25 protein-coding genes are annotated in these 26,127 nt (G+C 63.6%); 4 read left to right on the forward strand and 21 right to left on the reverse strand.

Annotated elements, in window-relative coordinates; translation table 11 throughout:
• The first annotated feature begins 1 nt into the window (after position 1).
• Positions 2-445, forward strand: a complete 444-nt coding sequence (locus AKG11_RS22005; protein ID WP_024270512.1) for a hypothetical protein — start codon at positions 2-4, stop codon at positions 443-445.
• 178 nt (positions 446-623) lie between these two features.
• Here AKG11_RS22005 and visR read toward each other — a convergent pair whose 3' ends face one another.
• From visR to AKG11_RS22105, 20 genes are all read right to left on the reverse strand, one after another.
• Positions 624-1,367 carry a transcriptional regulator VisR gene (gene visR / locus AKG11_RS22010; RefSeq protein WP_023517008.1) on the reverse strand — a complete coding sequence of 248 codons (744 nt, stop codon included), beginning with the start codon at positions 1,365-1,367 and terminating at the stop codon, positions 624-626.
• A 135-nt stretch (positions 1,368-1,502) separates the two neighbouring features.
• Entirely contained in the window at positions 1,503-2,246 is a 744-nt protein-coding gene (gene visN, locus AKG11_RS22015) for a transcriptional regulator VisN (protein ID WP_088016503.1), read from the reverse strand.
• Positions 2,247-2,810: 564 nt separating this feature from the next.
• Positions 2,811-4,505 (reverse strand): flagellar basal-body MS-ring/collar protein FliF, encoded by a 1,695-nt coding sequence (fliF, locus tag AKG11_RS22020; protein ID WP_023516891.1) that lies wholly within the window; start codon positions 4,503-4,505, stop codon positions 2,811-2,813.
• Positions 4,506-4,771: 266 nt separating this feature from the next.
• On the reverse strand, positions 4,772-5,161 hold the full coding sequence (locus tag AKG11_RS22025; protein WP_023516890.1) for a chemotaxis protein CheT: 390 nt from the start codon (positions 5,159-5,161) through the stop codon (positions 4,772-4,774).
• A gap of 96 nt (positions 5,162-5,257) precedes the next feature.
• Positions 5,258-5,812, reverse strand: a complete 555-nt coding sequence (gene cheD / locus AKG11_RS22030) for a chemoreceptor glutamine deamidase CheD (RefSeq protein WP_023514235.1) — start codon at positions 5,810-5,812, stop codon at positions 5,258-5,260.
• Positions 5,809-6,198 (reverse strand): response regulator, encoded by a 390-nt coding sequence (locus tag AKG11_RS22035; RefSeq protein ID WP_023514236.1) that lies wholly within the window; start codon positions 6,196-6,198, stop codon positions 5,809-5,811. The genes cheD and AKG11_RS22035 overlap by 4 nt, the downstream gene beginning before the upstream one ends.
• Positions 6,198-7,256 (reverse strand): protein-glutamate O-methylesterase CheB, encoded by a 1,059-nt coding sequence (cheB, locus tag AKG11_RS22040; protein WP_037407012.1) that lies wholly within the window; start codon positions 7,254-7,256, stop codon positions 6,198-6,200. Before cheB ends, AKG11_RS22035 begins: the two co-directional genes overlap by 1 nt.
• On the reverse strand, positions 7,253-8,158 hold the full coding sequence (gene cheR, locus AKG11_RS22045; RefSeq protein WP_023513412.1) for a protein-glutamate O-methyltransferase CheR: 906 nt from the start codon (positions 8,156-8,158) through the stop codon (positions 7,253-7,255). Before cheR ends, cheB begins: the two co-directional genes overlap by 4 nt.
• Positions 8,155-8,622: a chemotaxis protein CheW gene (locus tag AKG11_RS22050; protein WP_023513411.1), complete on the reverse strand. Its 468-nt coding sequence runs from the start codon at positions 8,620-8,622 to the stop codon at positions 8,155-8,157. Before AKG11_RS22050 ends, cheR begins: the two co-directional genes overlap by 4 nt.
• A 6-nt stretch (positions 8,623-8,628) precedes the next feature.
• Positions 8,629-10,908, reverse strand: a complete 2,280-nt coding sequence (locus tag AKG11_RS22055) for a chemotaxis protein CheA (RefSeq protein ID WP_050745462.1) — start codon at positions 10,906-10,908, stop codon at positions 8,629-8,631.
• 25 nt (positions 10,909-10,933) lie between these two features.
• Positions 10,934-11,299: a chemotaxis response regulator CheY1 gene (gene cheY1 / locus AKG11_RS22060; RefSeq protein ID WP_024270516.1), complete on the reverse strand. Its 366-nt coding sequence runs from the start codon at positions 11,297-11,299 to the stop codon at positions 10,934-10,936.
• Positions 11,296-11,595: an STAS domain-containing protein gene (locus AKG11_RS22065; protein ID WP_024270517.1), complete on the reverse strand. Its 300-nt coding sequence runs from the start codon at positions 11,593-11,595 to the stop codon at positions 11,296-11,298. The genes cheY1 and AKG11_RS22065 overlap by 4 nt, the downstream gene beginning before the upstream one ends.
• Positions 11,596-11,736: 141 nt before the next feature.
• Positions 11,737-13,338 (reverse strand): globin-coupled sensor protein, encoded by a 1,602-nt coding sequence (locus tag AKG11_RS22070; RefSeq protein WP_245290184.1) that lies wholly within the window; start codon positions 13,336-13,338, stop codon positions 11,737-11,739.
• A gap of 493 nt (positions 13,339-13,831) precedes the next feature.
• Positions 13,832-15,193 carry an FGGY-family carbohydrate kinase gene (locus tag AKG11_RS22075; protein WP_050745464.1) on the reverse strand — a complete coding sequence of 454 codons (1,362 nt, stop codon included), beginning with the start codon at positions 15,191-15,193 and terminating at the stop codon, positions 13,832-13,834.
• 4 nt (positions 15,194-15,197) lie between these two features.
• On the reverse strand, positions 15,198-15,512 hold the full coding sequence (gene rhaM / locus AKG11_RS22080) for an L-rhamnose mutarotase (protein ID WP_050745465.1): 315 nt from the start codon (positions 15,510-15,512) through the stop codon (positions 15,198-15,200).
• A 3-nt stretch (positions 15,513-15,515) separates the two neighbouring features.
• Positions 15,516-16,514 carry an ABC transporter permease gene (locus tag AKG11_RS22085; protein ID WP_050745466.1) on the reverse strand — a complete coding sequence of 333 codons (999 nt, stop codon included), beginning with the start codon at positions 16,512-16,514 and terminating at the stop codon, positions 15,516-15,518.
• Positions 16,507-17,493, reverse strand: a complete 987-nt coding sequence (locus AKG11_RS22090; RefSeq protein WP_050745467.1) for an ABC transporter permease — start codon at positions 17,491-17,493, stop codon at positions 16,507-16,509. The genes AKG11_RS22085 and AKG11_RS22090 overlap by 8 nt, the downstream gene beginning before the upstream one ends.
• On the reverse strand, positions 17,490-18,986 hold the full coding sequence (locus AKG11_RS22095; RefSeq protein WP_050745468.1) for a sugar ABC transporter ATP-binding protein: 1,497 nt from the start codon (positions 18,984-18,986) through the stop codon (positions 17,490-17,492). The genes AKG11_RS22090 and AKG11_RS22095 overlap by 4 nt, the downstream gene beginning before the upstream one ends.
• A gap of 217 nt (positions 18,987-19,203) precedes the next feature.
• A complete protein-coding gene (gene rhaS / locus AKG11_RS22100; RefSeq protein ID WP_050745469.1) occupies positions 19,204-20,193 on the reverse strand; it encodes a rhamnose ABC transporter substrate-binding protein in 990 nt (329 codons plus the stop codon).
• Between the two features lie 34 nt (positions 20,194-20,227).
• Positions 20,228-21,040: a DeoR/GlpR family DNA-binding transcription regulator gene (locus AKG11_RS22105; protein ID WP_050745470.1), complete on the reverse strand. Its 813-nt coding sequence runs from the start codon at positions 21,038-21,040 to the stop codon at positions 20,228-20,230.
• 200 nt (positions 21,041-21,240) lie between these two features.
• On the opposite strand from AKG11_RS22105, the gene AKG11_RS22110 reads away from it, so the two are divergent.
• From AKG11_RS22110 to AKG11_RS22120, 3 genes are all read left to right on the forward strand, one after another.
• Positions 21,241-23,334, forward strand: coding sequence for a bifunctional rhamnulose-1-phosphate aldolase/short-chain dehydrogenase (locus AKG11_RS22110; RefSeq protein WP_050745487.1), 2,094 nt, complete (start codon positions 21,241-21,243; stop codon positions 23,332-23,334).
• 12 nt (positions 23,335-23,346) lie between these two features.
• Complete coding sequence (gene rhaI / locus AKG11_RS22115; protein ID WP_050745471.1) at positions 23,347-24,636, forward strand: L-rhamnose catabolism isomerase; 1,290 nt, start codon at positions 23,347-23,349, stop codon at positions 24,634-24,636.
• 95 nt (positions 24,637-24,731) lie between these two features.
• Positions 24,732-24,986 (forward strand): GlsB/YeaQ/YmgE family stress response membrane protein, encoded by a 255-nt coding sequence (locus AKG11_RS22120; protein WP_024270520.1) that lies wholly within the window; start codon positions 24,732-24,734, stop codon positions 24,984-24,986.
• A 56-nt stretch (positions 24,987-25,042) separates the two neighbouring features.
• Here the strand turns inward: AKG11_RS22120 and AKG11_RS22125 are convergent, their stop codons facing one another.
• A complete protein-coding gene (locus AKG11_RS22125) occupies positions 25,043-26,074 on the reverse strand; it encodes a hydroxyacid dehydrogenase (protein ID WP_050745472.1) in 1,032 nt (343 codons plus the stop codon).
• Positions 26,075-26,127 lie beyond the last annotated feature (53 nt).

Here is a 26,127-nt window from a genome sequence, read left to right on the forward strand (position 1 = left end):
GATGAGAAAATGCACCTACTCCGCCGAGCGCGAGAAGATTGTTGCAGAAGCAATCTGCCCGGTCGCCACTGAGCTTCGCCTGCTCGATGCCGCCGATCTCGTCTCGTTGTTGCGTTTCGAGTGCTACGGGAACCTCGCCGACCTGGTCTCTTCGGCGGCTGAACTCTATTTCCTGCCGGGCACCGTGAATTTCGGTGCCGGCGGCGATTATCGTCTCGACTGGGACACCGAGCCGGAAGTGACGCTCGACATGGAACTGCGCCCGCAGGGCGTGACGGTCTATGCCAAGCTGATGCTCCAGAAGGACAAGGCCGGCGTGGAGGTCACGCACGTGGCGTTCAACAACCCGTCCGCCGATCCTGACGACAATACGGATTTCTTGCGCAAGAGCCTGGCGGAGGCGAAGTACGTGAAGTCCAATTCAGGCTCGCAGCACGCTCATTGAGCGTTCGGAGTATCTCCGCTTTTCTCGAATCGCGAAAACGCATTCAACTCATCCTCGGCCTTGAGCCGAGGATCCGTGCTTTGCGCACAGCGGTGGAGGCCCGGGGCAAGCCCAAGCACAACGAAGGGAAGGCGCCCGGGAGTTCAACGGCGGCTCGGCCACCTCGCCGCCCGTTTCTTCAAGTAATATATCCAAGCCGGATGGCCTTTGCGATCGCCTGGATGCGGTTGACGGCGTCGAGCTTGGTCGTCGCCGTGCCGAGATAGGCGTTCACGGTATGCACGGAAAGGCCCATCTTCTCGGCGATCGCCTCGGAGATGCAGCCGTCGCCGGCCATCTGAAGGCAGGCGATCTCGCGCTCGCTGAGCGCTTCGGAAGGGGCAAGCTTCCGCTCTTCCCCGGCCAGCATGTCGATGAGCACCTGGCAGCTCTTCATGTGCATGTCGACGATGAGATCACTGGACGGAGCGATGAAGGTGCCTGTGAAGACCACATAGCCGTTGCCATGAGCGCCGAGCCGGACGGGAAAGGCGATGCCCGACCAGGGCAGCAGCCGCGCGGGAAGGCGCGCCGTGAAGGGTTCGGCCCCCGATTCGGCGAACTGGTTGTCGCCGGCCCCTTCCCAGAGCAGCGGCAGCATCGAGGCCTCGAGATGGGCCAGCATGGCAGCACCGTGTGCTTCGAGAAGCGCACGCGCATTGCCATCCACATTTTGCGCCCAGTTGTGTAGCGACAGGGTCAACTTGCGGGCTGCCGGCAGACCATGGCCGCTGAGACGGAGCACCGCGAAATGCTCCGCACCGATGACCGTCTGCATCACCTGCAGGCGGGAAACGAAATCGGATGCCCGTGCCGCCTTCGGTGGACGCGCGAGGCGAATTTCCGTCTCCAGGACAGCGGGGGAGGAAAGCTGGATGTCCATGGCAGTTCTCCTGTCTGTTTGTTCTGCGCCGTTCCGGACGCAGAACCGCTCAAGCGCCTTGCTGTAATCGCGACGGCATGTTGTCTTGCCGCATTGTCCGGAGCCGAAGCCGTGCTGCTTCGACCGGAAATGCGTCTAGACGAGGCTGTTTCGAACGGCCCAGGCGATCGCTTCCGACCGCGTCTTTGTCGCGGTCTTGCGCATCACGCTGGTGATGTAGTTGTTGATCGTGTTGCGCGAAATACCGAGGATGACGGCGATTTCGTCGCTCGTCTTGCCTTCGGCGATCCAGTAGAGGCACTCGATCTCGCGCTCGGTCAGGTCCATCTCGCGATCGTGCCGGGCGATCACCCCCTGGCAGCAGACGCTGGCGAAATAGCCGGTCATGACGCCGACATCGCGCAACTTGCTTTGGGAGAGGATGAAATGCTCCGGGAAGAGCAGCAGGAGCGACATGCGCACCCGGCCGACCTGGAAGGCGATGACGCAGTATTCGCGGCTGACGCCGCTCGGCATGGCAATATCGTCAGCCATGTGATTGAAACAAGGTTTCAGCAGGCTGAGGCACTTGTCGAGTTCGCTCATGCGGGACTGGCTGGCGACAACGGCGCCGGCGATGCTGCGCACCAAGTCGAAAGGCCAGTCCGAGGCGACGACCGTCTCCATGCCCGCTTCGGGCGAGATGTCGTGCCGGACGAGAAGGTAGTGGGAGGCGCTGACATAGTCGGTCAGCGCCCTCAGACCGCAGGACAGGCCGGCGCGATCCGCACAGCGTCCCAGGTGTTGAACCAAAAGTTCACGCGCACTCTTACGCTCACCCGTCTCGGCAGAGAATCCATAGGATTCCCAGGCCGCGACATCCGACCGGATCGTTTCCATGATAGCCCCCTGTTCCGATTCCGAACGGAGATCCATGCCTCCTTCCCGTCAAAGGTTCGGAACCGTCCGAACCCCTTCCCGGTCAGGCCGCATCGGCAAGAATCACCAAGCGAATCAGTAACTAAAGTGTACATCGGCTATCGCTAAAAACCACCGCCATCTTCTCGGGATTTACTTTTGCCGGCTTCTGTGAGTCTGCACATGCAAGATGATTTGCTTTCCGGCGGCCGGCATGAGACGAGGGGTTAAGCCATTGTTAACCATTAATTATTGGCACACTGCGATCGACACCGCAGAGAAAGACGCTGCTAATTCGTGGAAAAATTGCGATCCAGCGCCCAATCACTCAACCGGAGCGGCGATAAATTTTTTTCACCGATCACGCGCCCGTGAGCGCAAGCGCATGCGGCACCGGTGCCAACACGACAAATTTGCTGCAACGGGACTGAATGAGCGTTGCCGAAAAGCGACAGGCGGGCGTCAAAAACGGGCATCGCCGTTTTTCGGCGCAAACGAAAACGCGGCCGTTTCCGGCCGCGTTGCTGTTCCTTCCGAGTGCCCTGTTCAGGCTGCTTCCTTCTCGGCCGACCACTTGCGCAGGATCTTCGCAGCGCGCTCCTCGCTGATCTCGACCATGCGGCCGAGGCGGCGCTCCGGACCTTCCTTGACACGGCGGTTGAAGGCACCGTCGCCATCGTCGCCGGCATTGAGCAGGTCGTCCGTGCTGTCGAAGCCGAAGTCCGCACCGAAGCCATCCATGAGGGCCGCTCCGGGGCCGCCGGCGCCGGCGGCGGGAGAGAAGTCGGGCAGTTCGAGGCCACCCATGTCGCTGTCCAGCGCATTGGCCGAGGCACCGCCACCCGTGACCGAGCGAACCGCCGGACGAAGGCCGAACCAGACCACCACGAAGGCGACACCGAGGAAGGCGAGTGCGTTGATGATGCCGCCGAGATTGCGCGTCAGCACTTCCATGATGCCGGGACCTGCCACCGCCTCGTCGAGAAGCTGGTGATCGAGGAACTCCATGGCGGTGATGGTGATGACGTCGCCGCGCTCGGCATTGAGGCCTGCGGCGGACGAGACGATCTTCTGCATCTCCGCGACATAGGCATCGACCTTCGCCTGGTCGGCCGGCTCGCCCACCATGGCTGCGACACGGGCGCGATTGACCACGACGGCGACCGACAGCTTCTCGACCGTGTAGCTGTTGCGCATGGTGGCAACGGTCTTGCTGTTGATCTCGTAGTTGGTCTGCTCTTCCTTCTTGTCGGCCTCGTCACTCGACTGCGGACCGTTGGCACCGCCCTGGGGGCCGCCCTGCGGAATGTTCTGCTCGACGGTTGCGGCCTTGTTGTCGGCCTGCTGCTGCGACTTCTGGCTTTCGCGCGTCACCCGGACGGAGCGCTCGACGCGTGATTCCGGATCGTAGACCGTCTCCTGGATCTGCTGGGTATCCATGTTGAGCGCCGCGGTGACGCTGGCGCGGAAGTTGTCCATGCCGAGGAAGGGCGCGAGCGCCTTTTCGATGTTGCGCTCGACTTCGCTCTGCACGGTCTGTACGGCCGTCAGCGAACGGTTGATCGCGCCGTTCTCGGCATCGTCGCCGGAGGCGAGCAGCTGGCCGGCAGAATCGAGGATGGTAACGCCGTCGACCTCGAGGCCAGGAACGGAGGCGGCGACGAGGTGGCGGATCGCGGCGGCCGATTCACGGCCGGCCTGCGCGCTCGCACGGATCATGACGGAGGCGGTCGGCACCTGCTCGGCTTTGCGGAAGTTGCCGCGCTCCGGCATGACGATGTGCACGCGGGCGGCGGCGATGCCGCTGATCTGCTGGATGGTGCGGGCAATCTCGCCTTCGAGCGCCCGGACACGCGTTACTTCCTGCATGAACGAGGTAAGGCCGAGAGAGCCGACCTTGTCGAAAAGTTCGTAGCCGGAGTTGGCGCTGTTCGGCAGGCCGCGTTCGGCGAGATAGAGGCGCGCCTTGCCCGTCTGGCCGACCGGAACCTCGATGCTCGATCCATCCGTGCCAGTGTTGAAATCGATATTCGCTTCGGCGAGCGCCAGACTGATCTGGTTCGCATCGGTCTTTTCCAGACCGACATAAAGCGTCTCGTAGGCGGGCTTGTTGACCAGGATCCCTGCGGCGAGCACGAGACCGATCGAGACGACGGCGGCTCCCGCCAGCATCGCGAGTTTCGCCTGCCCCAGCGAAGCCAGGTTCTTGTAGACTTTCGTCAACTGTTCCAACAGATTCATTCTGTTCCCGCACGGACTAGTCGCCTGGGCCCCGGCCAACATGCCGGCACGATCAGACGCATTTTCAATCTCGTGGGACGGAACCGGCACATTTCCGCACGCGCCGACCTGCCCCATGGAATACGCGGATCTAACTGATCCGGGCTGGAGACTAGACCGTGAAACTTGCGCGAGCATTTCGTTGCCGCGCGCCGGGCAAAAGCGGCAGAACGAAAGACGGCGCCTGGAGGGCGCCGTCGAACATTCTGATTATATTGGGAAATAGGCTAAAATGCCTCAAAATCGCCAGCAGCCTTGCCGAGCGGCTGGGAGTGGCCGTGGCGCATTCCGTTGCTCAGCGCCTTCTGCATGTCCGCAAGTTTCACCAGATTGAGCGCCGTCGTGACATCGACGATCCAGCTATCGGGAATGCTTGCAGTGATGGTGTCGATGAACTCGGCAAGCCCGCGCGTCTTCTGCACGGCAAGATCGATACCCTGCAGCACCATCATGCGCTCGGCAGCATCCAGCACAGCATCGCCATGGATGCCGGCGAGCTGCGGTTCGATGCGTTCGATCAGATAGGCGACATCGTGCAGTTCGGACACGATCCGCATCAGGACATCCGGAAGGGCTTCCTCCATGGCAGGGACTGCACTCAGATACTCGGCTTGCATGGATTACCCTTTTCCCCGTACGAGGCCGTCACCCTCTGGGACGGCCGGCTACGCAACACTGTTCGTACTTTCGCGCCCTTGCGACGAAACCGCCGCTCAGAAGAATTCGATCGAGCTTTCGACAGGCTTGGCAACAGGTGCGGGCCGCTGCTCCAGTGCCACCGTCTTCTGCGTCTCGACGCCCGTCAGGGCATATTGCCGGGCCCGGCCGCTCGACGGCCAGTATTCCAGCTTCCGGCCGTGCTCGCCGCCGGTGCTTTCGCCAACGACCTTGATGCCTTCGTCCATCAGGAACTGCCGGGCAAAGCGCGCATTCTGCTCGCCGACATTGGAGAAGCGCGCGATCGTCCTCGCCCCGCCGAAGATCTTCGCCTCCAGCCGGTCACGCCGCGCGCCCTGCTTCAGGAGGCCGTTGATCAGAAGCTCCATCAGATGCACGCCGTAGCGCGTGGCGTCCCCCCCCGAGGCCATGGCTTCGGCCGAGCCGGGGAGCAGGAAGTGATTCATCCCCCCGACGCCAACGACCGGGTCGCGCATGCAGGCGGCCACACAGGACCCGAGAATGGTGGTGAGCACCACATTCGGGTCGTTGAGGACCTTGTATTCGCCCTGAATGACATGGACGCGGCGCGTCCCGGCGTCTGATATCATTTCAATGCCCCGAACACGGCTTCGATGGCCGCCTTCATCTTCTCGATGGTGAACGGCTTGGCGAGGACGTTGTTCGCACCGAGGGCCGCCGCCTTCTGCACCAGCGCACGGTCGCCCTGCGCGGTGAGAATGATGAAGGCCGCCTTCTTGGTGGTGGGGTTCGACCGCACCGCCTGAAGGAACTCGATGCCGTCCATCTTCGGCATGTTGAAGTCGGAGATGACGAGATGGTGCGGCTGCTGGGACATGATGGCCATGCCCTGCGCGCCGTCGCCGGCCGCCGTGATCTGCTTGAAGCCGAGCTGCTGCAGGGCATCGCCCAGAAGCAGGCGGCTCGTCACCTGATCGTCAACGATAAGAACTTTGATTTTTTCAGCGATAGACATTATTCGCTCCCTTCTCTACGGGCCGCAGTTATTTTCAAGACTTCCTCCCCGATGGAGGAGAGCGGAAACTGGTGTTCTACGGCGCCAAGCTCGAAAGCCACTCTCGGCATTCCATATACGACGCAGGTTTTTTCGTTCTGGCCGATGGTCCGCGCCCCTGCGTGACGCATTTTCAACAGGCCGCTTGCCCCGTCCCGGCCCATGCCGGTGAGGATGACGCCGACGGCGTTCCGGCCGGCAAGCTCGGCCACCGAATCGAACAGCACATCCACCGAAGGGCGGTGGCCGTTGACCGGATCCCGTTCCACCAGCCGGCAGCAGGGCGCATGCGGGTTGGCGATCTGGAGATGGCGTTCACCACCGGGAGCCAGATAGATTTTGCCGATCTCGAGCCGCGCACCGTCCGTCGCTTCCTGCACCACGGGAGCGCAGAGCCGGTTCAGCCGGTCGGCGAAGCTCTTGGTGAAGGTCGGCGGCATGTGCTGCGTGATCACCGTCGGCGGGCAGTTGACCGGGAACTTCTGCAGCACCGCGATCAGTGCCTCCACACCACCCGTCGATGCACCGATGGCGATCACACGCCGGCCGGGCTTGTAGGCGGCGACCGGATTGACGTTGGCAGCGGTCGGCGCGAGCGGCGGCACATCCGTACGGACCTGGCGGCGCTGCGAGCGGGCGGCGGCCTTCACCTTTTCGGCAAGGTCGCCGAAGGGACGGGCATCGCCCGGCTGCGGCTTGCCGACGCAATCGAACGCACCGATCTCCAGCGCCATCAGCGAGGCTTCGGCACCGCGATGGGTGAGCGTCGAGACCATGATGACCGGCATGGGCCGGAGCTTCATGATCTTGTCGAGGAATTCGAGCCCGTTCATGTTCGGCATCTCGATATCCAGCGTCACAACGTCGGGATTGAGCTGCTTGATCGCGTTGCGGGCCTCCATGGCGTCGCCGGCCTGCCCGATGACGTTAACGTCCGGGTCGGCATTGAGCACGGCCGTGATCAGGCCGCGCATGGTCGGCGAATCGTCGACAACGAGTACGCGCGCGGGTGCCATCATACGCTCCTCCTGTGCTTGCCGGTGTAGCGGTAGGTTGTGATGCCGATATTGTCGAACTGGTTCTTCGCCTCGCCCGAGACGCGCTCGGAATGGCCGATATAGAGGTGGCCGTTGTCGCCCAGCATGCCGGCGAAGCGCGACCAGATCTTCATCTGTGTTGGCTCGTCGAAATAGATGACGACGTTGCGGCAGAAGATGACGTCGAACGGCCCCTTGAACGGCCATTGGGCCATCAGGTTCAGCTCGTTGAAGGTGATGAGCCGCTTGACGCGGTCGTCGATCTGCCACTTCTGCCGGCCGGCCGCATCCGTTTCGCGGAAGAACTGCTTGCGCATGGCGGGGTTGACCGTTTCCAGCGCATTGGCGTCGTAGGCGCCGGCCCGGGCAATGGCGAGGATCTTCGGATCGATGTCCGTCGCGAGGATGCGGAAATCGTAGTCGGCGACGTTCGGCATCAGCGAGAGCACGGTAAGTGCGATCGAATAGGGCTCCTGCCCATCCGAACAGGCCGCCGACCAGATGCGCACGCGGCCGCCATTTCGGGCGCGGGCAAGAAGATCCGGCAGGACCTCGCTCTTCAGATGGTCGAAATGGTGGTTCTCGCGAAAGAAGCGCGTGAAGTTGGTCGTCAGGTGCGACAGCATTTCCTTGCGCGGACCGGCACCGGCCGGCGAGGAAACAAGCGCGCAATATTCCCGGAAACCCTTCAGGCCGAGCTGGCGAATATGCTTCGACAGGCGCGAATAGACGAGCGAGGCCTTGGTCTCGTTGAGGTAGATGCCGGCGTCCGCATAAATCATCGCCGCAATCTCGGAAAGGTCCTTGCGCGTCAGCGGGTATTCGCCGCTTGCCAGGCACTCATCGGGAGACTGCCGCGTGTCGATGGCCGAAGAATAGGTCATGCGGCTTCACTTTCCGTATGCGGGAACAGGGCGTCGAGTTCGATGAGGCAGATCATGCGCCCCTCGATGGCGAGGATGCCGCGGGCATAGGCTTTTGCCGCCTCGTTGGCGATGTCGGGCGTCGGCTGCATGTTTTCGTCAGTCACAGTCAGGATGTCGGAGACCGCATCCACGAGCAGGCCCACCACCCTCGCCCCGACCTGGGCGACGATGATGACATGCCGCACGGTCGGCTCGGCCGCCTTCATGCCAAGACGCAGCGACAGGTCGACGATCGGCAGCACGGCGCCGCGCAGGTTGATGACGCCAAGCACATAGGACGGCGCATGCGGCATCGACGTCGCCGGGGTCCATCCACGGATCTCCCGGACAGACATGATGTTTACACAGAACTCCTGGTCACCGATCCTGAAGGCGATCAGTTCACGTCCGTGCGAAAGGTTCTTTACCGCGTACGTCGTCATGGCGTCTTAACCGGTGGCAGCAAGCGAGATGTCTTGTCTCAAGGACTGGCCGCGCGAGGCGGCAACCACCGCATCGACGTCCAGGATGAGGGCCACGCGGCCGTCGCCGAGAATGGTGGCAGCGGCGATGCCGGGCACGTGGGTGTAGTTGGCCTCCAGGCTCTTGATGACCACCTGACGCTGGCCCTGGATGGCATCGACCATGAGGGCGCGCTGGCCGCCGCCTTCCGATTCGACGAGCAGAGCGACGCCCTCGATCGGATTGGCCTGCGTGGCGCGGAAATTGAGAATCCGGCCGACATCCACCAGCGGGCAGAAGGAATTGCGGATCGAGATGAGCCGCTGCGAGGCGCCGAAGGAGTGGATGGCCGAGGCTTCCGGCTGCAGTGTCTCGACGATGGCCGTCAGCGGCACGACGAGCGTCTGGCCGGCGACCGTGACCACCATGCCGTCGAGCACGGCGAGCGTCAGTGGCAGGCTCATGGTGAAGACGGAGCCCTGCCCCGGCTTCGAGGAGATCGAGATGCGGCCGCCGAGCGCCTGGATGGAACGCTTGACGACGTCCATGCCGACGCCGCGGCCGGACAGGTCCGATACCTTGTCGGCGGTCGAGAAGCCGGCGTGGAAGATCAGGTTGTCGATTTCCTCATCCGAAAGATTTGCATCGGCTGCGATCAGGTCGTTGTCGATGGCCTTCTGGCGCACCTTCTCACGGTTGATGCCGGCGCCGTCGTCGGCAAGCTCGATGACGATGCGGCCCGAGCGGTGTTTTGCCGTGAGGCGAACCGTGCCTTCCGGGTTCTTGCCGAGCGCTTCACGCTTCTCCGGCATTTCGAGGCCGTGATCGACCGCGTTGCGGATCATGTGCGTCAACGGTTCCGCCAGCTTGTCGATGACGGTCTTGTCGACTTCGGTGTTCTCGCCCTCGGTGATAAGGCGGACCGACTTTCCGGTGATGTCGGCGATTTCGCGGACGGTACGCGCCATGCGCTGGAAGACCGGCTTCACCGGCTGCGCGCGGATGGCCATCACCGAATCCTGGATCTCGCGGGTGAGCTGCTGCAGCTCCTCGAGACCCATATTGATGGAGGACGTGCCGTTGGTGTCGTTCTCCACGACGCTCTGCGAGAGCATCGCCTGGTTGATGACGAGTTCGCCGACGAGGTTGATCAGGCGGTCGACGCGGTCGAGATCGACGCGGATCGTCTGGCCGGCGGCGGCGGCCTGGTTGGCCTGGGCGGCGCTGGCGGCGGATGCGGCAGCGGCCTTGGCGTTTTCGGCCGCGCGGCTTGCGACCTGCGACACCTTGGTGGCGGTCTCGGCCGCGGCAACGGCCGCGGCGGCATCGCTTTCCATCACGGCCGGCTCTTCGGTAGGCGCAGAGCCACTTTCGTCGAGGATCGAGAGATCGAAGGGAACCGGCTGCATCGGCAGCTCTTCGTCGTCGGCGGCATCGCCGACCACGTCTTCCTCGATGGTGCTGATATCGAGGTCGCAATCCCACTCGGCGAATTCGAAGACGGAGCGCACGCCGTCCTCGCCCTTGTCGGTCGTCACCGAGATCTTCCAAGAGAAATAGGCTTCCTCCGGGTTCATCTTGTCGAGCGGCGGCAGGCTGTCCATGTCGCAATAGACACTCATTTCGCCGAGGCGGGAGACGTCGCGCAGGAGGAGCACGGCCTCGTTGCCCTTGGCGTAGAGATCCTTCTTCGGCTTGAAGACGACCTGGCAGGTCGGCACGTAGTGATCGGCCGGCTCGTCGTCGAAATCACCGAAGGAGAAGGGGATCGGCTGGAAACCCTCGTCGTTAACCGCGGGCTTTTCGATGACCGGTGTCGGCGCGGCCGCCCTGGGAGCAGCGGCTGCGGGTTTTGGCGCAGGCGCTTCGGCAGCGGCCGGGGCTTCGCCATGGGCAAGCGCCTCGAGTTCGCGGATGAGGGTCCGGCTGCGGGCCTCGTCGACGCTTCCGCCGTCACGCGCCGCATTGGTCAGATCCGCCAGGACATCGGCGGACTTCAGCATGACCTTCAGGACGTCCTGGGTGGGCTCCAGCTTGTTGGATCGAACGCAATCCAGTGTCGTCTCGAACACATGGGCGAAGGAGACGAGATCGTCGAGGCCGAAGGCACCGGCACCGCCCTTGATCGAGTGCACAGCGCGGAACACGGCATTCACCGTTTCCGGGTCGCGGTCGCCGTCGTTCAGCTTCAAGAGGCCTGATTCCAGTTCCGCGAGCTGCTCCTCGCACTCCTGGAAAAAGATCTCTTTGATTTCGTTCATATCCATCGGGAGCAATCCTGGATTCGTGAATTTAGGCGGTTACGCGCTCGATTGCGTCGATCAGCTTGGTCGGATCGAAGGGCTTGACGATCCAGCCCGTGGCACCGGCCTGGCGTGCGCGGTTCTTCTTCTCGGCATCGCTTTCGGTGGTCAGCACGAGGATCGGGATCGCCCGGTACTTCTCGTTGCGGCGCACACCCTCGATGAAGCCGAAACCGTCGAGGCGCGGCATGTTGATGTCGGTGACGATGACGTCTGGGTTGGCGTTTTCCAGCACTTCCAGACCCTCGACGCCGTCTTCAGCCTGGATGGTCTCGAAGCCTGCATTGTTGAGCGTGACCAGAAGCATGTTCCGGATCGTCCGGGAATCATCCACGGTCAGGACTTTTTTCTTCATTGCCTAGCCTCCTGTGCCAGCAAGTGATCAATATTCACACCGATAAGTTGCATTGTCTTCATGAAAGGGTCGGACACCTTGCCGAAGGTGAAAGGCTGCCTGTCCTCTTCCCAGCTCTTGGCGCCAGCCATCAGCACCTGGGCGCAGAGCGCGCCGACGCGCTCGACCGCCGAGGCGTCGATGACGAGCGGACTACCCTTGAGGCCCATGAGCTGCTGGTGCAGCGCCGTCGCCTCGTTGAGATCGAGAACGGGGGCAAGGCTTAAACTTTTCTGTGCGGCTTTCTTGCTCGCCATTACCGTGTTCCTTGTTTGAAACAGTCTCTGCGTCTCACCAAAATCGCCGCTCCGCTGTCCGGAGCGACGGGCGGATGACTTCCTTCCGAAATCCGGCTGCGCGCCGTCGAAAACCAGTGCCGTGGCCGTCTTGCCGCCATCTCAACCTCCAAAGCCGACGGCGCGGGCCGTCAGAAATTCGAGGGGAGAGGTCTCCGTCTCGCCGTGTTCCGGTACCGCGCGTGTTTGCGCGGAAACCGGCTGTGCCGGACGGCGCAGATCACGCTGCGCGGAAACGTGGAACTCGCGGACCGTGCGGCCGAGTTCGAGAATGACCTTATGCAGGTCGCCACCGGCGTTGCCGACGCGGCCCGCATCCGCGGCATCCGCCTCAAGCGCGCGGCCGGCACGACCGATATCGGCCGTTACGCCATCGAGCCCTTCGGCATCGGCCGCACTTTCACGCACGATGCCGGTAATGGCTTCGTTGATGCCCTCGACCTGGCGCACGATGTTGCCAATCGCATCCTGGGTGCGATGCACATGCTCGACGCCAGTCTCGACCTGCGCCTTGGTGCCTGTCACGAGCTGCTTGATCTCGCGCGCCGCATCCGCCGAACGCTGGGCAAGCGCGCGCACTTCCTGTGCGACGACGGCAAAGCCGCGGCCGCTGTCGCCGGCGCGCGCGGCCTCGATGCCGGCATTGAGCGCCAGAAGATTGGTCTGGAAGGCGATCTCGTCGATGACGCCGATGATCTGGCCGATCTTTTCCGCCGAAGCCTCGATATCCGCCATGGCCGACATCGCCTCGCCGACGATGCTGCCGGAAAGGGCCACCGAAGCCTGCGTGGAGGCGGCGGCGGACTGCGCCTTGCGCGTCTCGCCGAGCGTCTGGCGCACGCGCTCGACGATGGAGCCGAGGGCGTTGGCCGTCTCGATCAGGTTCGCCGACTGCTCAGCCGAGCGAGCCGAGAGCGCACCGGCACTGGAGGCGAGCGTGCCGACGAGACGATCGCTTTCGCTCGCCCGGTCGGCGGCGGACGTGAGGCGGGACTGGATCTCGTCGAGCGCGCCGTTCAGCGTCTCGGCCATGTCGCGCCAGGCATCCGGCATCTCGCCGGAAACGCGGGCGGAGAAATCGAGTGCGGAAAGGCTGCGGATCGTCTCGCCGAAGACGCGGTCGAGTTCGGCGCGGTCCTGCTGTCTTTGTTCACCGAGGGCGCGGTGATGGGCGTGGCGCAGCTCGTTGAAACGCAGCGAAACGCCGATCTCCGCATCGACCATCGCCGTGCGGAGAAAAGCGGAGATGAGGTCGGTCAATTCCTGCCGGCGGGCTTTTCCCGCACCAGGCAGGATGGATTTCGGCCAATATTCCTCGATGAGGCCGTTGACGACCGTCTCGACGACGATCGAATGGCCGGCGATGCGCCAGCGCGGGTCAAGGCCCATCTGGCTTTCGCTGTCAGCGAGAACTTTTACACGCTCTGCATAGAGGCCGTCGAACCGCGCGTCGGTCAGGACGCTCCAGTGGGAACTCTGGAGGTCATGCAGCCGGTCGATCTGGCGCTCGCTCTGGAAATGGCGGGCGGCATCGGGAAAGGTCTGGAAACGCTGGAAGAGGTCGCGGAGCGCCGTTTCGACATGCCGTTCGAGCGTCTGGCGATGGCGGCGGAGGGTATCGCCCTGGGCGGCCTCGACGCCAGCAAAGCGCAAACGGTCGCGCAGGCTGGCCGCCTGTCCCGTTCGAGCCTGTTCTGCCGGCATTTCCTGCACGCGTATGCTCCCAAACCCATGACGCCCGGCAGCCCTTGGGGCAGCCGCTGAACTTTCGCATGGAGAGGCGGTGGCCGAAGCCGTGGCCAGCCGACGATCCATGATCGAATTCGGTGAAACTCGAATACCGGCTCAGATCCGGTACGGCGGTTCGGCATCATGCCTGGGTGAGAAACGGCGAATTTCCCATTCCGACGTGTAGTCCCAATGTTTATGGTTAATTCCTTGCCTGAAGGTTAATGGTTCATGGCCTGCTTATGGCTTTGCTAAAATTAAAACGACCCGACGTAGCGTCAGCCTCACGCAAGCTCGCGCGCGTAGGGTGGAAGCATAGACTGACAATGACGTCAGGAGGAACGGACAATGATTGTTCTGGCACTGGGCGCCATCGTGATTGCTTCCGCAACGCTCGCCGCCATCTATCTGCTGCTCGATATCGATGCGGACCGCGCCCCGGTCAAGGCCCGGGTTTTCTGAGCGGCCTTTACCCTTCGCAAGCGAGCCGGCGCCAGCGCGCCGCATAATCCGCCGCGCCCTCGGGCAAATTGTCCTCTGCCGACGCCAGTGCGAGCTCCGGCGCCCGGCCGGCGGCTAGACAGGCCGCGCCGACACTCGTGCCCGTCGCGCTGCCGCCGGAAAGCACCGCGCGCCCCGTCGCCACCTCTAGCATCATCAGGAACGCCCGGTTGGCCGCAAATGGCCCCTCGACGATGACAGGGCCTTCCGCGCCGATCAGGTCGAGGCAGGTCGCCGTCATCAGGGCGAGATGGAAGACGATGACAGCCTGGGCCGCATCCTCGCCCAAATCCTCGCGCGGCACGGTCCAGGTTGCCTTGCGGCCGGGGAACGGGCCGGATTCCTCCGGCAGCGACGGCAGCAGCATGGCGCCGCGCCGGAAAACCTCGGTGATGGCTGCGGGCGGCAGATCGCCCGACTTGCCGCCGAGCACGGAGAACGCCCGGCCGCCCATGAAGCGGGCGGACGGCACCGGATCGCCGAGCGCGTTGACGTTGATCAGCGTATCGCGCGCCTCGTCCAGCACGACCGGCCGCGCGCCGATCGCCATCACCACCACCCAGGTGCCGGTGGAGACGACGGCATAGGGCGCCGGGCGCGTCAGCACGTAGGGCAGCAGCGAGGCGTTGGAATCATGGATGCCGCAATGAACGGGCACATCCGGCCGAAGCCCCGTCGCCACCGCGATCTCCGGAAGGATCGGGCCGAGCACATCGCCGGCTCTGCGTACCGCCGGCATCAAGCGCGTCCAGCCCTGGCTTTCCACAAGGCTGGAGAAGCGGCCGTTCCGCGGTTCCCAGAGATCGGCGTGGCAGCCGAGCGACGTTACCTCGCTGGCAGCGATGCCGGTGAGGCGGAAGGACCAGTATTGCGCATACATCAGCAGCCAGCGCGTTTTGGCAAAAGCGTCCGGAAACGCCTTCGACTGCCAATAGACTTGCAGGCCGGCGTTGAGCCCAACGGGCAGGACAGGCGTCCCGCTGTCTTCGAAGCGCGGGCGGATGGCGCGGTAGTCCTCTGCCATCGCCTGCGGGCCGTCATGTTCATAGTCGAGCACCGGCAGCACAAGATCGCCGTCCTCCCCGACCAGGGCAACGGTCGCGCCATGCGTGGTGACCGAGATGGCGTCGACCGGGCGCTCGCGGCCCAGCGCGGCAAAACTTTCCAGAAGAAAGGCCCAGAGCTTTTCCGTGTCGAAATGCGGATAGGGCGCGGCGTTCACCACGCCGTTCGGCATGGTGCGGGCGGCGACCTCGCGAAAATCCTCGCCATCGACGAGCACCACCTTGGCGTTCGTCTTGCCGACATCGACGACGGCGATGGTCTTCATCGGCTCATTCCATATGGAAGACGGTGACGAGCGGCACGGCGACGGGTTCGTTGTCCGGCTTCGTCTCCATGATATCGGCCATATGCACCCACCAGCGCTGCATGACGGGATGGTTGGGCAAGTCCGCCATCGCGTGGTCGTCGCGCCGCCAGAGTACGCCGAAGAGCAGGTTCGTCTCCTCGTCGAGGTGGATGGAATAGTCGGAGACGCCGGCGTCTTTCAAAAGCGCTGACAGTTCCGGCCAGATCGCATCGTGCCGTGCCTTGTATTCGGCTGTCATGCCGGGATTGAGCCGCATGCGAAAGGCATATTTCTCCATGGCTCAACGGCTCCCGCGAAAACGCCGGTAGAGGATCGGCAGCGCGATGACGGAGATCAACAGCAGGCCGATGAAGATCGACATGACGATGCCGGGCACATTCAACAGGCCGAAGCCGAAGGTGACCATGCCCATGATCAGCGCCGCCAGCACAACGCCGGGAATGGTGCCCGAACCGCCCAGAATGTTGACTCCGCCGAGCACGACCATCGTCACCACCTCCAGCTCCCAGCCAAGCGCGATGGAGGGGCGCGTCGAGCCGAGGCGGGCGGTGAGGCAGATCGAGGCGATCGCCGCCATCAGGCCGGTCAACAGGAAGAGCACGAATTTCACCCTGCCGACGCGGACGCCGGAGAACAGCGCGGCCGTCTGGTTGTTGCCGATGGCGTAAACGGCGCGGCCGAAATTCGTCTTGTGCAGCACCACGCCGTAGATGACGGCGAGCGCCGCGAAGAGGCAGAACTCGAAGGAGAAGACCCACCAGACATAACCCTGGCCGAACCACGAAAAACTTGCCGGATAACCGGTAAAGGCCTGGTCGCCGAGGATGACGAAGGAGAGGCCGCGGAAGAGGCTCATCGTGCCGATGGTCACCACGATGGAGGGCAGGCCGAGGCCGGTGACGAGCAGGCCGTTGAACGCCCCGCAGAGAAGGCCCGTCGTAAGGCCGACCAGAACCAGGGCGGGCGTATCGAAGCCGAGCTGCACGGCATAGCCCATCACGGTGGAGGTGAGCGCGATGATCGAGGCGACGGAGAGGTCGATCTCGCCCGAGATGATGACCAGCGCCATGGCAAAGGCGATAATCGCCTTTTCGGTGAAGTTGAAGGTCGCGTCGGACAGGTTCCACGGATCGAGGAAATAGGGCGAGGCGAAGGAATTGACGAGGAAGATCGCCAGCGCCACGGCGACGAGCAGCGTTTCCCAGCTTTTCACCAGCCGCGCGCCGCGGCCTTCCAGCCGGTCGGGGATGTGGCGCGCGATCATCTGCGTCTCAGCCATGGGCCGCCTCCGCTTTCCTGAGGATCACCCGGCCCTTGCGCTTTTCGGCGCGGGCGTTCACGGCGACGGCGATGATGATGACCGTGCCTGAAATCGCCATCTGGGCGAAGGGCGAGATATTGATGACGGGCAGCGCATTCTTGATGACGCCGAGGAACAGCGCGCCGAGCACCGCACCGCCGACCGAGCCGATGCCGCCGGCGATCGACACGCCGCCGATGACGCAGGCCGCGATGATATCGAGTTCGAAGCCGGCCGCGATATCGACATAGGCGACCGCATAGCGCGAAACCCAGAGATAGCCGGAGAGGCCGGCGAGCGTGCCGGACAAGCAATAGGCAAGGAAGCGCGTGCGGCCGACATCGATGCCGGTATAGACGGCGGCATGCGGATTGCCGCCGACGGCGAAGAAGGCGCGGCCGAGTGGCGTCAGGCGCATCACCACGAGCATCAGCGCGATGATGACCAGCGACAGCCAGGAGAGCAGCGGAAAGCCGAGCAGCGCCGTGCGCGGCAGCGCCTTGAAGGCGTCGCTCATCTGGTGCGCATTGATCCAGGCGCCGCCGGAGAGGAGGAAGATCAGGCCGCGATAGATGGTCAGCGTGCCGAGCGTCACGACGATCGGCGGGATGTCGAGCTTCCAGACGAGCAGGCCGTTGACCGAGCCGAGAAGCGCGCCGAGCGCCATCGATACCAGGATGATCAGCGGGATCGGCAGGCCGGGCATGGCGGCGTTGAGCATCGCCGCGACCATGCCGGACAGCGCAAGGTTCGCCGCCATCGAGAGGTCGATGCAGCGCGTCAGGATGACGGCCATCTGGCCGAGCGCCAGGATGATCAGGATCGACGTGTCATTATAGACATTGGCGAGATTGCCCGGCGTCACGAAGGGCGGGAAGCGCAGGGCGATCAGCGTCACCAGCGCGAGGATCGCGACGACCAGCAGCATTTCGCGGTTCTTCAGCAAAAGCTTCATCACGCGGCCTCCTCGATGCCGGCAGCGGCGCGCACCAGCTTTTCCGCCGTCAGGTCCGCGCGCTCGAAACGGCCGGCGATGCGGCCCTCGCGCATGACGATGACCCGGTCCGCCATGCCCATGATCTCGGGGATCTCCGAGGAGACCATGATGACGCTGAGGCCGGAAGCGGCAAGCTCGCTCATGAAGGCGTGCACGGCGGCCTTCGAGCCGATGTCGATGCCCTTGGTCGGTTCGTCCAGGATGATGACTTTCGGCCGCGTGGCCAGCCACTTGGCGATGACGACCTTCTGCTGGTTGCCGCCGGAGAGCGTGCCGACATCCTGGTCGAGCGAGGCGGCGCGCAGGTCTAGGCGCGCGGTATAGTCCCGCGCCAGAGCGAATTCCTCGGCCATGCGCAAAAAGCCCGAACGCGAGGTGCGCGAGAGCGAGGGCAGCGTGACGTTCTGGAAGATCGGCAGGCCGATGATCGCGCCCTGCCGGCCGCGTTCCTCCGGCACATAGACGATGCCGGCTTCGATGGCTTCGGCCGGAGAGCGAATGACCTTGATCTCGCCATGCAGTCTTATCGCGCCGGCGGAGGGCCTCGTGACGCCGATCAACGCCTGCATGAATTCCGAGCGACCCGCCCCGACGAGGCCGTAGAAGCCGAGGATCTCGCCGCGACGCAGCTCGAAATTAATGTCCTCGAATTCGGTCGGGTGGCGGTAGCCGGAGACGGTCAGCACCGGCTCGCCGATCGCGACATCCCGCTTCGGGAAAACCTGGCCGACGTCGCGGCCGACCATCTGGCGCACCAGATAGCCCTGCGTCACCTCCGAAATCAGCCCCTCGCCCACCATGCGGCCATCTCGAAACACCGTGTAGCGATCGGCGATACGGAAAATCTCGTCGAACTTGTGGCTGATGAAGAGGATCGCCTTGCCGTCGGCCTTCAGCCGGTCGACCAGGTCGTAGAGTTCGTGGATTTCCTTGTGCGAAAGGGCCGCCGTCGGCTCGTCCATGATGACGACGCGGGCGTCGATGGAGAGCGCGCGGGCGATGGCGACGAGGTGCTTGCTGGCGATGCCGAGGTCGCGCAGGCGGATCGACGGGTCGAGATCGGCCCCGACGCGGGCGAGCAAGGCGCGGGCGTTCGCGTTCATCGTCTTCCAGTCGATGAGGCCGAAGCGGGTGCGGGGGGCATGGCCCAAAAAGATGTTTTCGGCGACCGAGAGTTCGTCGAACAGCACGGTTTCCTGGTGGATGGCGGTGACGCCGGCTTTCGCCGCGGCGTTGGCGGTCGGGAAATGGGTTTCAGCGCCGTCGACGCGGATGGTGCCCTCATCGGGCTGGTAGATGCCGGTGAGGATCTTGACCAGCGTCGACTTGCCCGCCCCGTTCTCGCCGACCAGCGCCGTCACCGAGCCCGGATAGAGCGCGAGCGAGACCTCGGCGAGCGCGCGCACGCCGGGGAAACTTTTCGAAATCCCCTCGAGCGCGATGGCGGGCTTCATCCGCGATGTGGTCGTGTCCTGCAGCAAGTCTCGGTCCACCGGTTGGGTTATGGGCTCGATCGCGAGCGATGCGGGCGGGGCTACCCCTCACCCTAGCCCTTTCCCCGCAAGCGGGGAGAGGGAACAGAGGCGTTGCGGCTCGGTTTCCTTCTCCCCGTTCACGGGGAGAAGGTGGCTGGCAGGCCGGATGAGGGGCGCATTCCATTGAGACGCCAGATCAGAAGATCTTGGCGAATTCCTCGACGTTCTTGGCATCATAGACGAACGGATCGGCCATGGCGCCTTCGTTGTTGTCGTCGAGCTTGACGGTGCCCATGCGGCCCATCTTGAGTTCCGCGCCGGGTTTGGCTTCCGCGCCGCCGATCAGGTCATAGGCGATCATCGTCGCGGAATAGCCGAGATCGATCGGGTTCCAGATCGCGAAGGATTTGGAGGCGCCGGATTTCACATGGCCGGCCATTTCCGAGGGCAGGCCGAGGCCGGTGACGTTGATCTGGCCGATCTTGCCGGCATCGGTGACGGCCTGCGCGGCGGCGACGATGCCGACGGAGGTCGGCGCGATGATCGCCTTCAGGTTCGGATGCGACTGGATGAGCCCTTGAGTCTCGCGATAGGACTTGTCGGCAAGGTCGTCGCCATAGACGGTGGCGACCACGTTGATGCCCTTGTAGTTGCCGAGCACCTTGTTCATTTCGGCGATCCAGGTGTTCTGGTTCGTCGAGGTGGCGGTCGCCGAGAGCACGGCGACATCGCCGCCCTCGGGCAGGTTGTCGGCGGCGAGCTTGATGATCATGTTGCCGATCAGCGGGTTCGACGACGGGTTGAGGTGCATCGAGCGGCCCTCGGGCGCGACGCCCGAATCCCAGGAGATGACTTTGATACCGCGGTCCATCGCCTTCTTGAGGGCGGGCACCAGCGCATTGGTGTCGTTGGCCGAAACGGCGATGGCGTCGACCTTCTGAGCGATCAGCGAATTGATCACCTCGATCTGGCCTTCCGCGGTCGTCGTCGTCGGGCCGGTATAGATGACCTCGACGTCGCCGAGTTCCTTGGCGGCTTCCTGGGCGCCCTTGTTGGCCGCTTCGAAGAAGCCGATGCCGAGCGCCTTGACGACGAGGGCGATCTTTTTCGTTTCCGCCTGCGCGGTGTTGGCGATCAGCGCGAGCGAAACGGCCGCCGTCATGAGCAATGTCTTCAGAATTTTCACGACTTCTCCTCCCAGTGAAATCAAAACTCCGGCCTCACGCCGAAGAGGGTGCATTCCCAGTCTTGGTGTCGGCCTGGACATTCGCGACGATCAGGTTGACGCCGGCCTGCTCCAGCATCGCGGCGTCCCTGTCCTCGATGCCCGAATCCGTGATGATGGTGGCGATGCGCTTCAGCCCGCACAGGATGAGGCTGGAGCGTTTTCTGAATTTCGTGGAATCGACCAGCACGACCAGCTCATCCGCCTGGTCGATCAGTTTCTGCTCCGCCTGGATGAGCAGCGGATCGGCCTCCATCAGCCCGAGCGGGCCGATGCCTTGCGCGCCCATGAACATGCGGCGCGCATAGAAATTGCGCGTCACATCGTTGTCGAAGGGGCTGAGCACGATGTTCTGCTCGCGGTAGATCGTACCGCCGGACAGCATGATCGTGTTCTTGGAATGCTTCAGCAGGTGCTCGGCGATATTGAATGAATTGGTGAAGACCTGCATGCGGCGGTTGGTCAGGAAATGCACCATCTGGAACGTGGTGGTGCCGCCGTTGATAATGATCGGATCGCCGTCCTCGCAGAGCGCCACCGCTTCCTTGGCGATCGCCTGCTTCTGGCGGGTGTTAAGCGTTTCGTTGACCGTGAAGGGACGACCGGCGAGACCGACGAACTGCGGGGGATGCAACGCCTCCGCCCCGCCGCGCACCCGGCGCAGCTTCTTCTGCACATGCAGCGCCGCGATGTCGCGCCGGATCGTCGCCTCGGAACTGTCGGTCAGGTCCACCAGTTCGGGCACTGTGACAACAGGCTTTTCCTGAACCGCGGACAGAATGATCCGATGTCTTTCCTTCTCGTGCATGGCTCCTCCAGTGCTGGCAATGCTTCCATCAGGAACGCGCAGTGTCAATCACGATCGATCATAATTTTTCATTGTGCAGCGCAATATGATTGTTTTTGATCGCTTCTGATTGACATCGGCGACGCTCTCATGTGATCTGAAAGCACGCCTTCAAGCGCGGCGATAGCCATGCGCATAGGAAATACCGGGAGGAAATGCCGATGCTGGAGAAGAACCAGGGCGCACGCCTTGCAAACCTGTGGGATGACGCCAAGGCGTCGGCGATGAGCGAATCCGAACGGTTGCTCTATCGCTCCAACCTGCTCGGCTCCGACAAGCGCATCACCAATTATGGCGGCGGGAACACCTCGGCGAAGGTGACGGAGACGGACCCGCTCGGCGCGGGCGCGGTGGAAGTGCTCTGGGTCAAGGGTTCGGGCGGCGACGTCGGCACGATCAGGATGGATGGGTTCGCGACCCTCTACATGGACAAGCTCAACGCGCTGAAGGGGCTTTACCGCGGCGTCGAGCATGAGGATGAGATGGTGGGCTACCTGCCCCATTGCACCTTCAACCTCAACCCGCGCACCGCCTCCATCGATACGCCGCTGCATGCCTATGTGCCGAAGAAACATGTCGACCACATGCATCCGGACGCGATCATCGCCATCGCCGCCGCGAAAAACAGCCGCGAGCTGACGCGAAAAATCTTTGGCGACGACATCGGCTGGCTGCCCTGGAAGCGGCCGGGCTACGAGCTTGGCCTGTGGCTCGAAAAATTCTGCCTGGAAAATCCGGGCGCGCGCGGCGTGGTTCTGGAAAGCCATGGCCTTTTCACCTGGGGCGATACGGCCCGGGAATGCTACGAGACGACGGTCGAGATCATCAACAAGGCGATCGGCTGGTTCGAGGAAAACAACGTGGCTCCCGCCTTCGGCGGCGCGGTGAAGCCGGTGCTTCCCGCCACGGAACGCCGCGCGATCGCGGAAAAGCTGATGCCGGTCATCCGCGGCATGATCGGCCGGGACGAGAAGAAGGTCGGCCATTTCGACGACGGCGAGGCCGTGCTCGATTTCGTGACCTCGAAAAACCTTGCGCCGCTCGCGGCCCTCGGCACGAGCTGCCCGGATCATTTTTTGCGCACGAAGATTCGCCCGCTGGTCGTCGATTTCGACCCGGCAGAGCCGGATATCGACAGGACGCTTGCCGGCCTTGCCGATGCGATTGCCGCCTACCGCGCCGACTACGCGGCCTACTATGAGCGCTGCAAGCGGGACAACAGCCCGGCGATGCGCGATCCGAATGCCGTGGTCTATCTGGTGCCCGGCGTCGGCATGATCACCTTTGCCAAGGACAAGGCGACGGCGCGCATTTCCGGCGAATTCTACGTCAACGCCATCAATGTGATGCGCGGCGCTTCCGGCGTTTCCGATTATGTCGGCCTGCCGGAGCAGGAGGCCTTCGACATCGAATACTGGCTGCTGGAGGAGGCGAAACTCCAGCGCATGCCGAAGCCCAAGAGCCTGGCCGGCCGCATCGCGCTCGTCACGGGCGGGGCCGGCGGCATCGGCAAGGCGACCGCGGAGCGGCTGATGGCGGAGGGCGCCTGCGTGGTGCTTGCCGATATCGACGAGACGGCGCTCGCCGCGGCGGAAAACGAGCTTGCCGGCCGCTACGGCAGGGATGTCGTGCGCTCGGTTTCGATGAACGTCACCGACGAAGCGCTCGTCGCAAAAAGTTTTGCCGATACTCTGGTGGAATTCGGCGGCCTCGACATCCTCGTCTCCAATGCCGGCCTCGCCTCCTCGGCAGTCATAGAGGACACGACGCTGGAACTGTGGAACAAGAACATCGGCATTCTCGCGACGGGCTATTTCCTTGTCTCGCGCGAGGCGTTCCGCATCTTCCGCCGACAGAAGGCGGGCGGCAACGTGGTCTTCGTCGCCTCCAAGAACGGCCTTGCCGCCTCCCCCGGCGCATCGGCCTATTGCACCGCCAAGGCCGCCGAAATCCACCTCGCCCGGTGCCTGGCGCTGGAAGGCGCCGCCGAGCAGATCCGCGTCAACGTGGTGAACCCGGACGCCGTGCTGCGCGGCTCGAAGATCTGGACCGGTGAATGGAAGGAGCAGCGCGCCGCGACCTACAAGACGGACGATCTCGAAGCGCATTACCGCGGGCGGTCCATGCTGAAGCTCTCGGTCTTTCCGGAGGATATCGCGGAAGCCATCTACTTCCTCGCCTCCGACATGTCGGCGAAATCGACCGGCAACATCATCAATGTCGACGCGGGCAATGCCCAGTCCTTCACGCGCTGAGGAATTTTGCCGATGACGATGATTTCCGAAGACGTTGTTTCGCGCGAAAACGGCAAGCGGGTCGCCGATCTCAAGAGCGACTACGCGCATCTCGGCGCGCAGCTCGCCCGCCGCGGCGTCGATATCGATGCGGTGAAGCGAAAGGTCGCGGCCTATGCGGTGGCGGTGCCCTCCTGGGGCGTCGGCACCGGCGGCACGCGGTTTGCGCGTTTTCCCGGCGAGGGCGAGCCGCGCAACATTTTTGACAAGCTGGAGGATTGCGCCGTCATCCAGGAACTGACCCGCGCCACGCCGACCGTCTCGCTGCACATCCCCTGGGACAAGGTGACGGACCTCAAGGCGTTGAAAGAAAGGGGCCATGCCCTCGGCCTCGGCTTCGACGCGATGAACTCCAACACCTTTTCCGATGCGCCGCAGCAGGAGCATTCCTACAAATACGGCTCGCTCTCGCACGCCAATGCCGCGACGCGCCAGCAGGCCGTCGAGCACAATCTCGAATGCATCGCCATCGGCAATGCGCTCGGCTCCAAGGCCCTGACGGTGTGGATCGGCGACGGCACGAACTTTCCGGGGCAGGCGAATTTCACGAGGAGTTTCGAGCGTTATCTCGATGCGATGAAGGCCATCTATGAAGCGCTGCCGGAGGATTGGCGGCTTTTTACCGAGCACAAGATGTACGAGCCGGCCTTCTATTCGACGGTCGTGCAGGACTGGGGCAGCAATTACCTGATCGCGCAGGAACTCGGCCCGAAAGCCCATTGCCTCGTCGACCTCGGCCACCATGCGCCGAACGTCAATATCGAGATGATCGTCGCCCGGCTCATCCAGTTCAGGAAGCTCGGCGGCTTCCATTTCAACGATTCGAAATATGGCGACGATGATCTCGATACCGGCTCGATCGATCCCTATCGCCTCTTCCTCGTCTTCAACGAGCTGGTGGATGCGGAAGTGCGGCAGGCCGAGGGGTTTTCGCCGGCGCATATGCTCGACCAGAGCCACAATGTCACCGACCCGATCGAGAGCCTGATGCGCAGCGCCATGGAGGTCTGCCGCGCCTATGCGCAGGGCCTCATCGTCGATCGCGCGGCGCTCGCCGGTTACCAGGAGACGAACGACGCGCTGATGGCCTCAGAGACGCTGAAGGCCGGTTTTCGCACCGATGTCGAGCCGATCCTCGCCATGGCGCGGCTGGAGACGGGCGGCGCGATCGATCCGGTCGCGACGTTTCGCGCCGCCGGTTACCGGGCGAAGGTGGCGAGCGAACGGCCGGCGGTGGCAGGCGGTGGCGGCGGCATCGTCTGACACCGCGGAAGAGAAGTTTTCAGCCCCTCTTGCTTTCCGGAAAACGGCTGCCAGATTGAACAGGGACAGAATGAGACTGTCTAAGGGAGCATCGTATGGGCATTGAAAGCATTCTCGTTTTCCTCATCGTCGGCGCGATTGCGGGCTGGCTGGCCGGCCTCATCGTTTCGGGCTTCGGCTTCGGCTTGATCGGCAACATCGTCGTCGGCATCGTCGGCGCCTTCATCGCCGGCTATCTCTTTCCGGCCATCGGCGTCAGCCTCGGCAGCGGCATCATCGCCGCGATCATTCATTCCACGATCGGCGCGGTGATCCTGCTCGTGCTCATCAAGGTCATCAAGCGCGCCTGATCGCACGCCATGAAAGCGAAAAGGCCGTGGCGGTTCCCCGCCACGGCCTTTTCGTTTCAGTTAACGCTCACCGGCTTGGAGCGCATGCGCGAGACCGTCTCACGCTCGGCCCGCTTGCAGCGCATCGGCGGCAGGCTGCGATCCATCAGCGCCATATCCTCCAAGACCATGTCACCCATCTTCTTGAAAGCGCTGTCCAGCGCACCCGCGCGGTGGGCCGAGCGGACGAAGCCCTTCAGCCGGCGCACGGGATGGTCCGCCGGCAGCGGCTCCTCCGGATAAACGTCGCTTGCCGCAACGATATGGCCGGTCTCGACCGCCGCCATCAGCGCCGGGAAATCGACGACGTCTGCCCGGCTGAGCAGGATGAAGGCCGCGCCCTTGCGCATCGAGGCAAAGGCCTCCGCCCCGAGAAAACCCTTGTTCTCGCTTGTCACGGAGGCGACGACGAAAACAAAGTCGCTCATGGCCAGCACCTCGGAAAGCGAGGCGGGCTCGACCCCGACATCCCGCAGCATCGAGGGCGGCAGCCAGGGATCGAAGACACGGATTTTCGCGCGGAAGCCCGAGAGCACGCGGTTCAGCGCCCGGCCGAGATCACCGAAGCCGACGATGCCGATCTCGGAGCCAGAGAGGAGGCGCGCGGACCGGTTGCCGTCCCCGCCCCACAATTCCGTCCCCTCGCGGAAGGCGACATCGGCGTCGATCACGCCGCGGGCAAGGTTCAGCGCCATGGCAAGGCCGAGTTCGGCCACCGGCTCGGCAAAGACCTGGCCAGTGGTGACGACATGGATGCCGCGCTCGAACAGAACCTCATAGGGCATGTTGTTGAGGAGATTGCTCTCGACATTGAGGATCGCGCGCAGGTTCGGCATGCGCGCCAGCGTTTCGGCAGAAAGCGGCGGCTGTCCGAGGATATAGCGCGCCTGGCCGAGCACCGCGTCGCCAAGCCCGGCTATGTCTTCGGGATCGGCCTCGACAATACGATAGGCCCGGCGCAAAGCGGCCTCTGCCGCCGGGGTGAAGATGAGGTCCAGCGTGCGCGGTTCGGGCGCGCTGATCACCAGCGGCAGGCTTTCGTCGGTCATGGCTCCTCCGGATGAACGACCCCGGCCGGAACGATCGGGGCATGAAAGGGCGC

The sequence above is a fragment of the Shinella sp. SUS2 genome, assembly GCF_001262505.1.
In the GTDB taxonomy this organism is placed as follows: domain Bacteria; phylum Pseudomonadota; class Alphaproteobacteria; order Rhizobiales; family Rhizobiaceae; genus Shinella.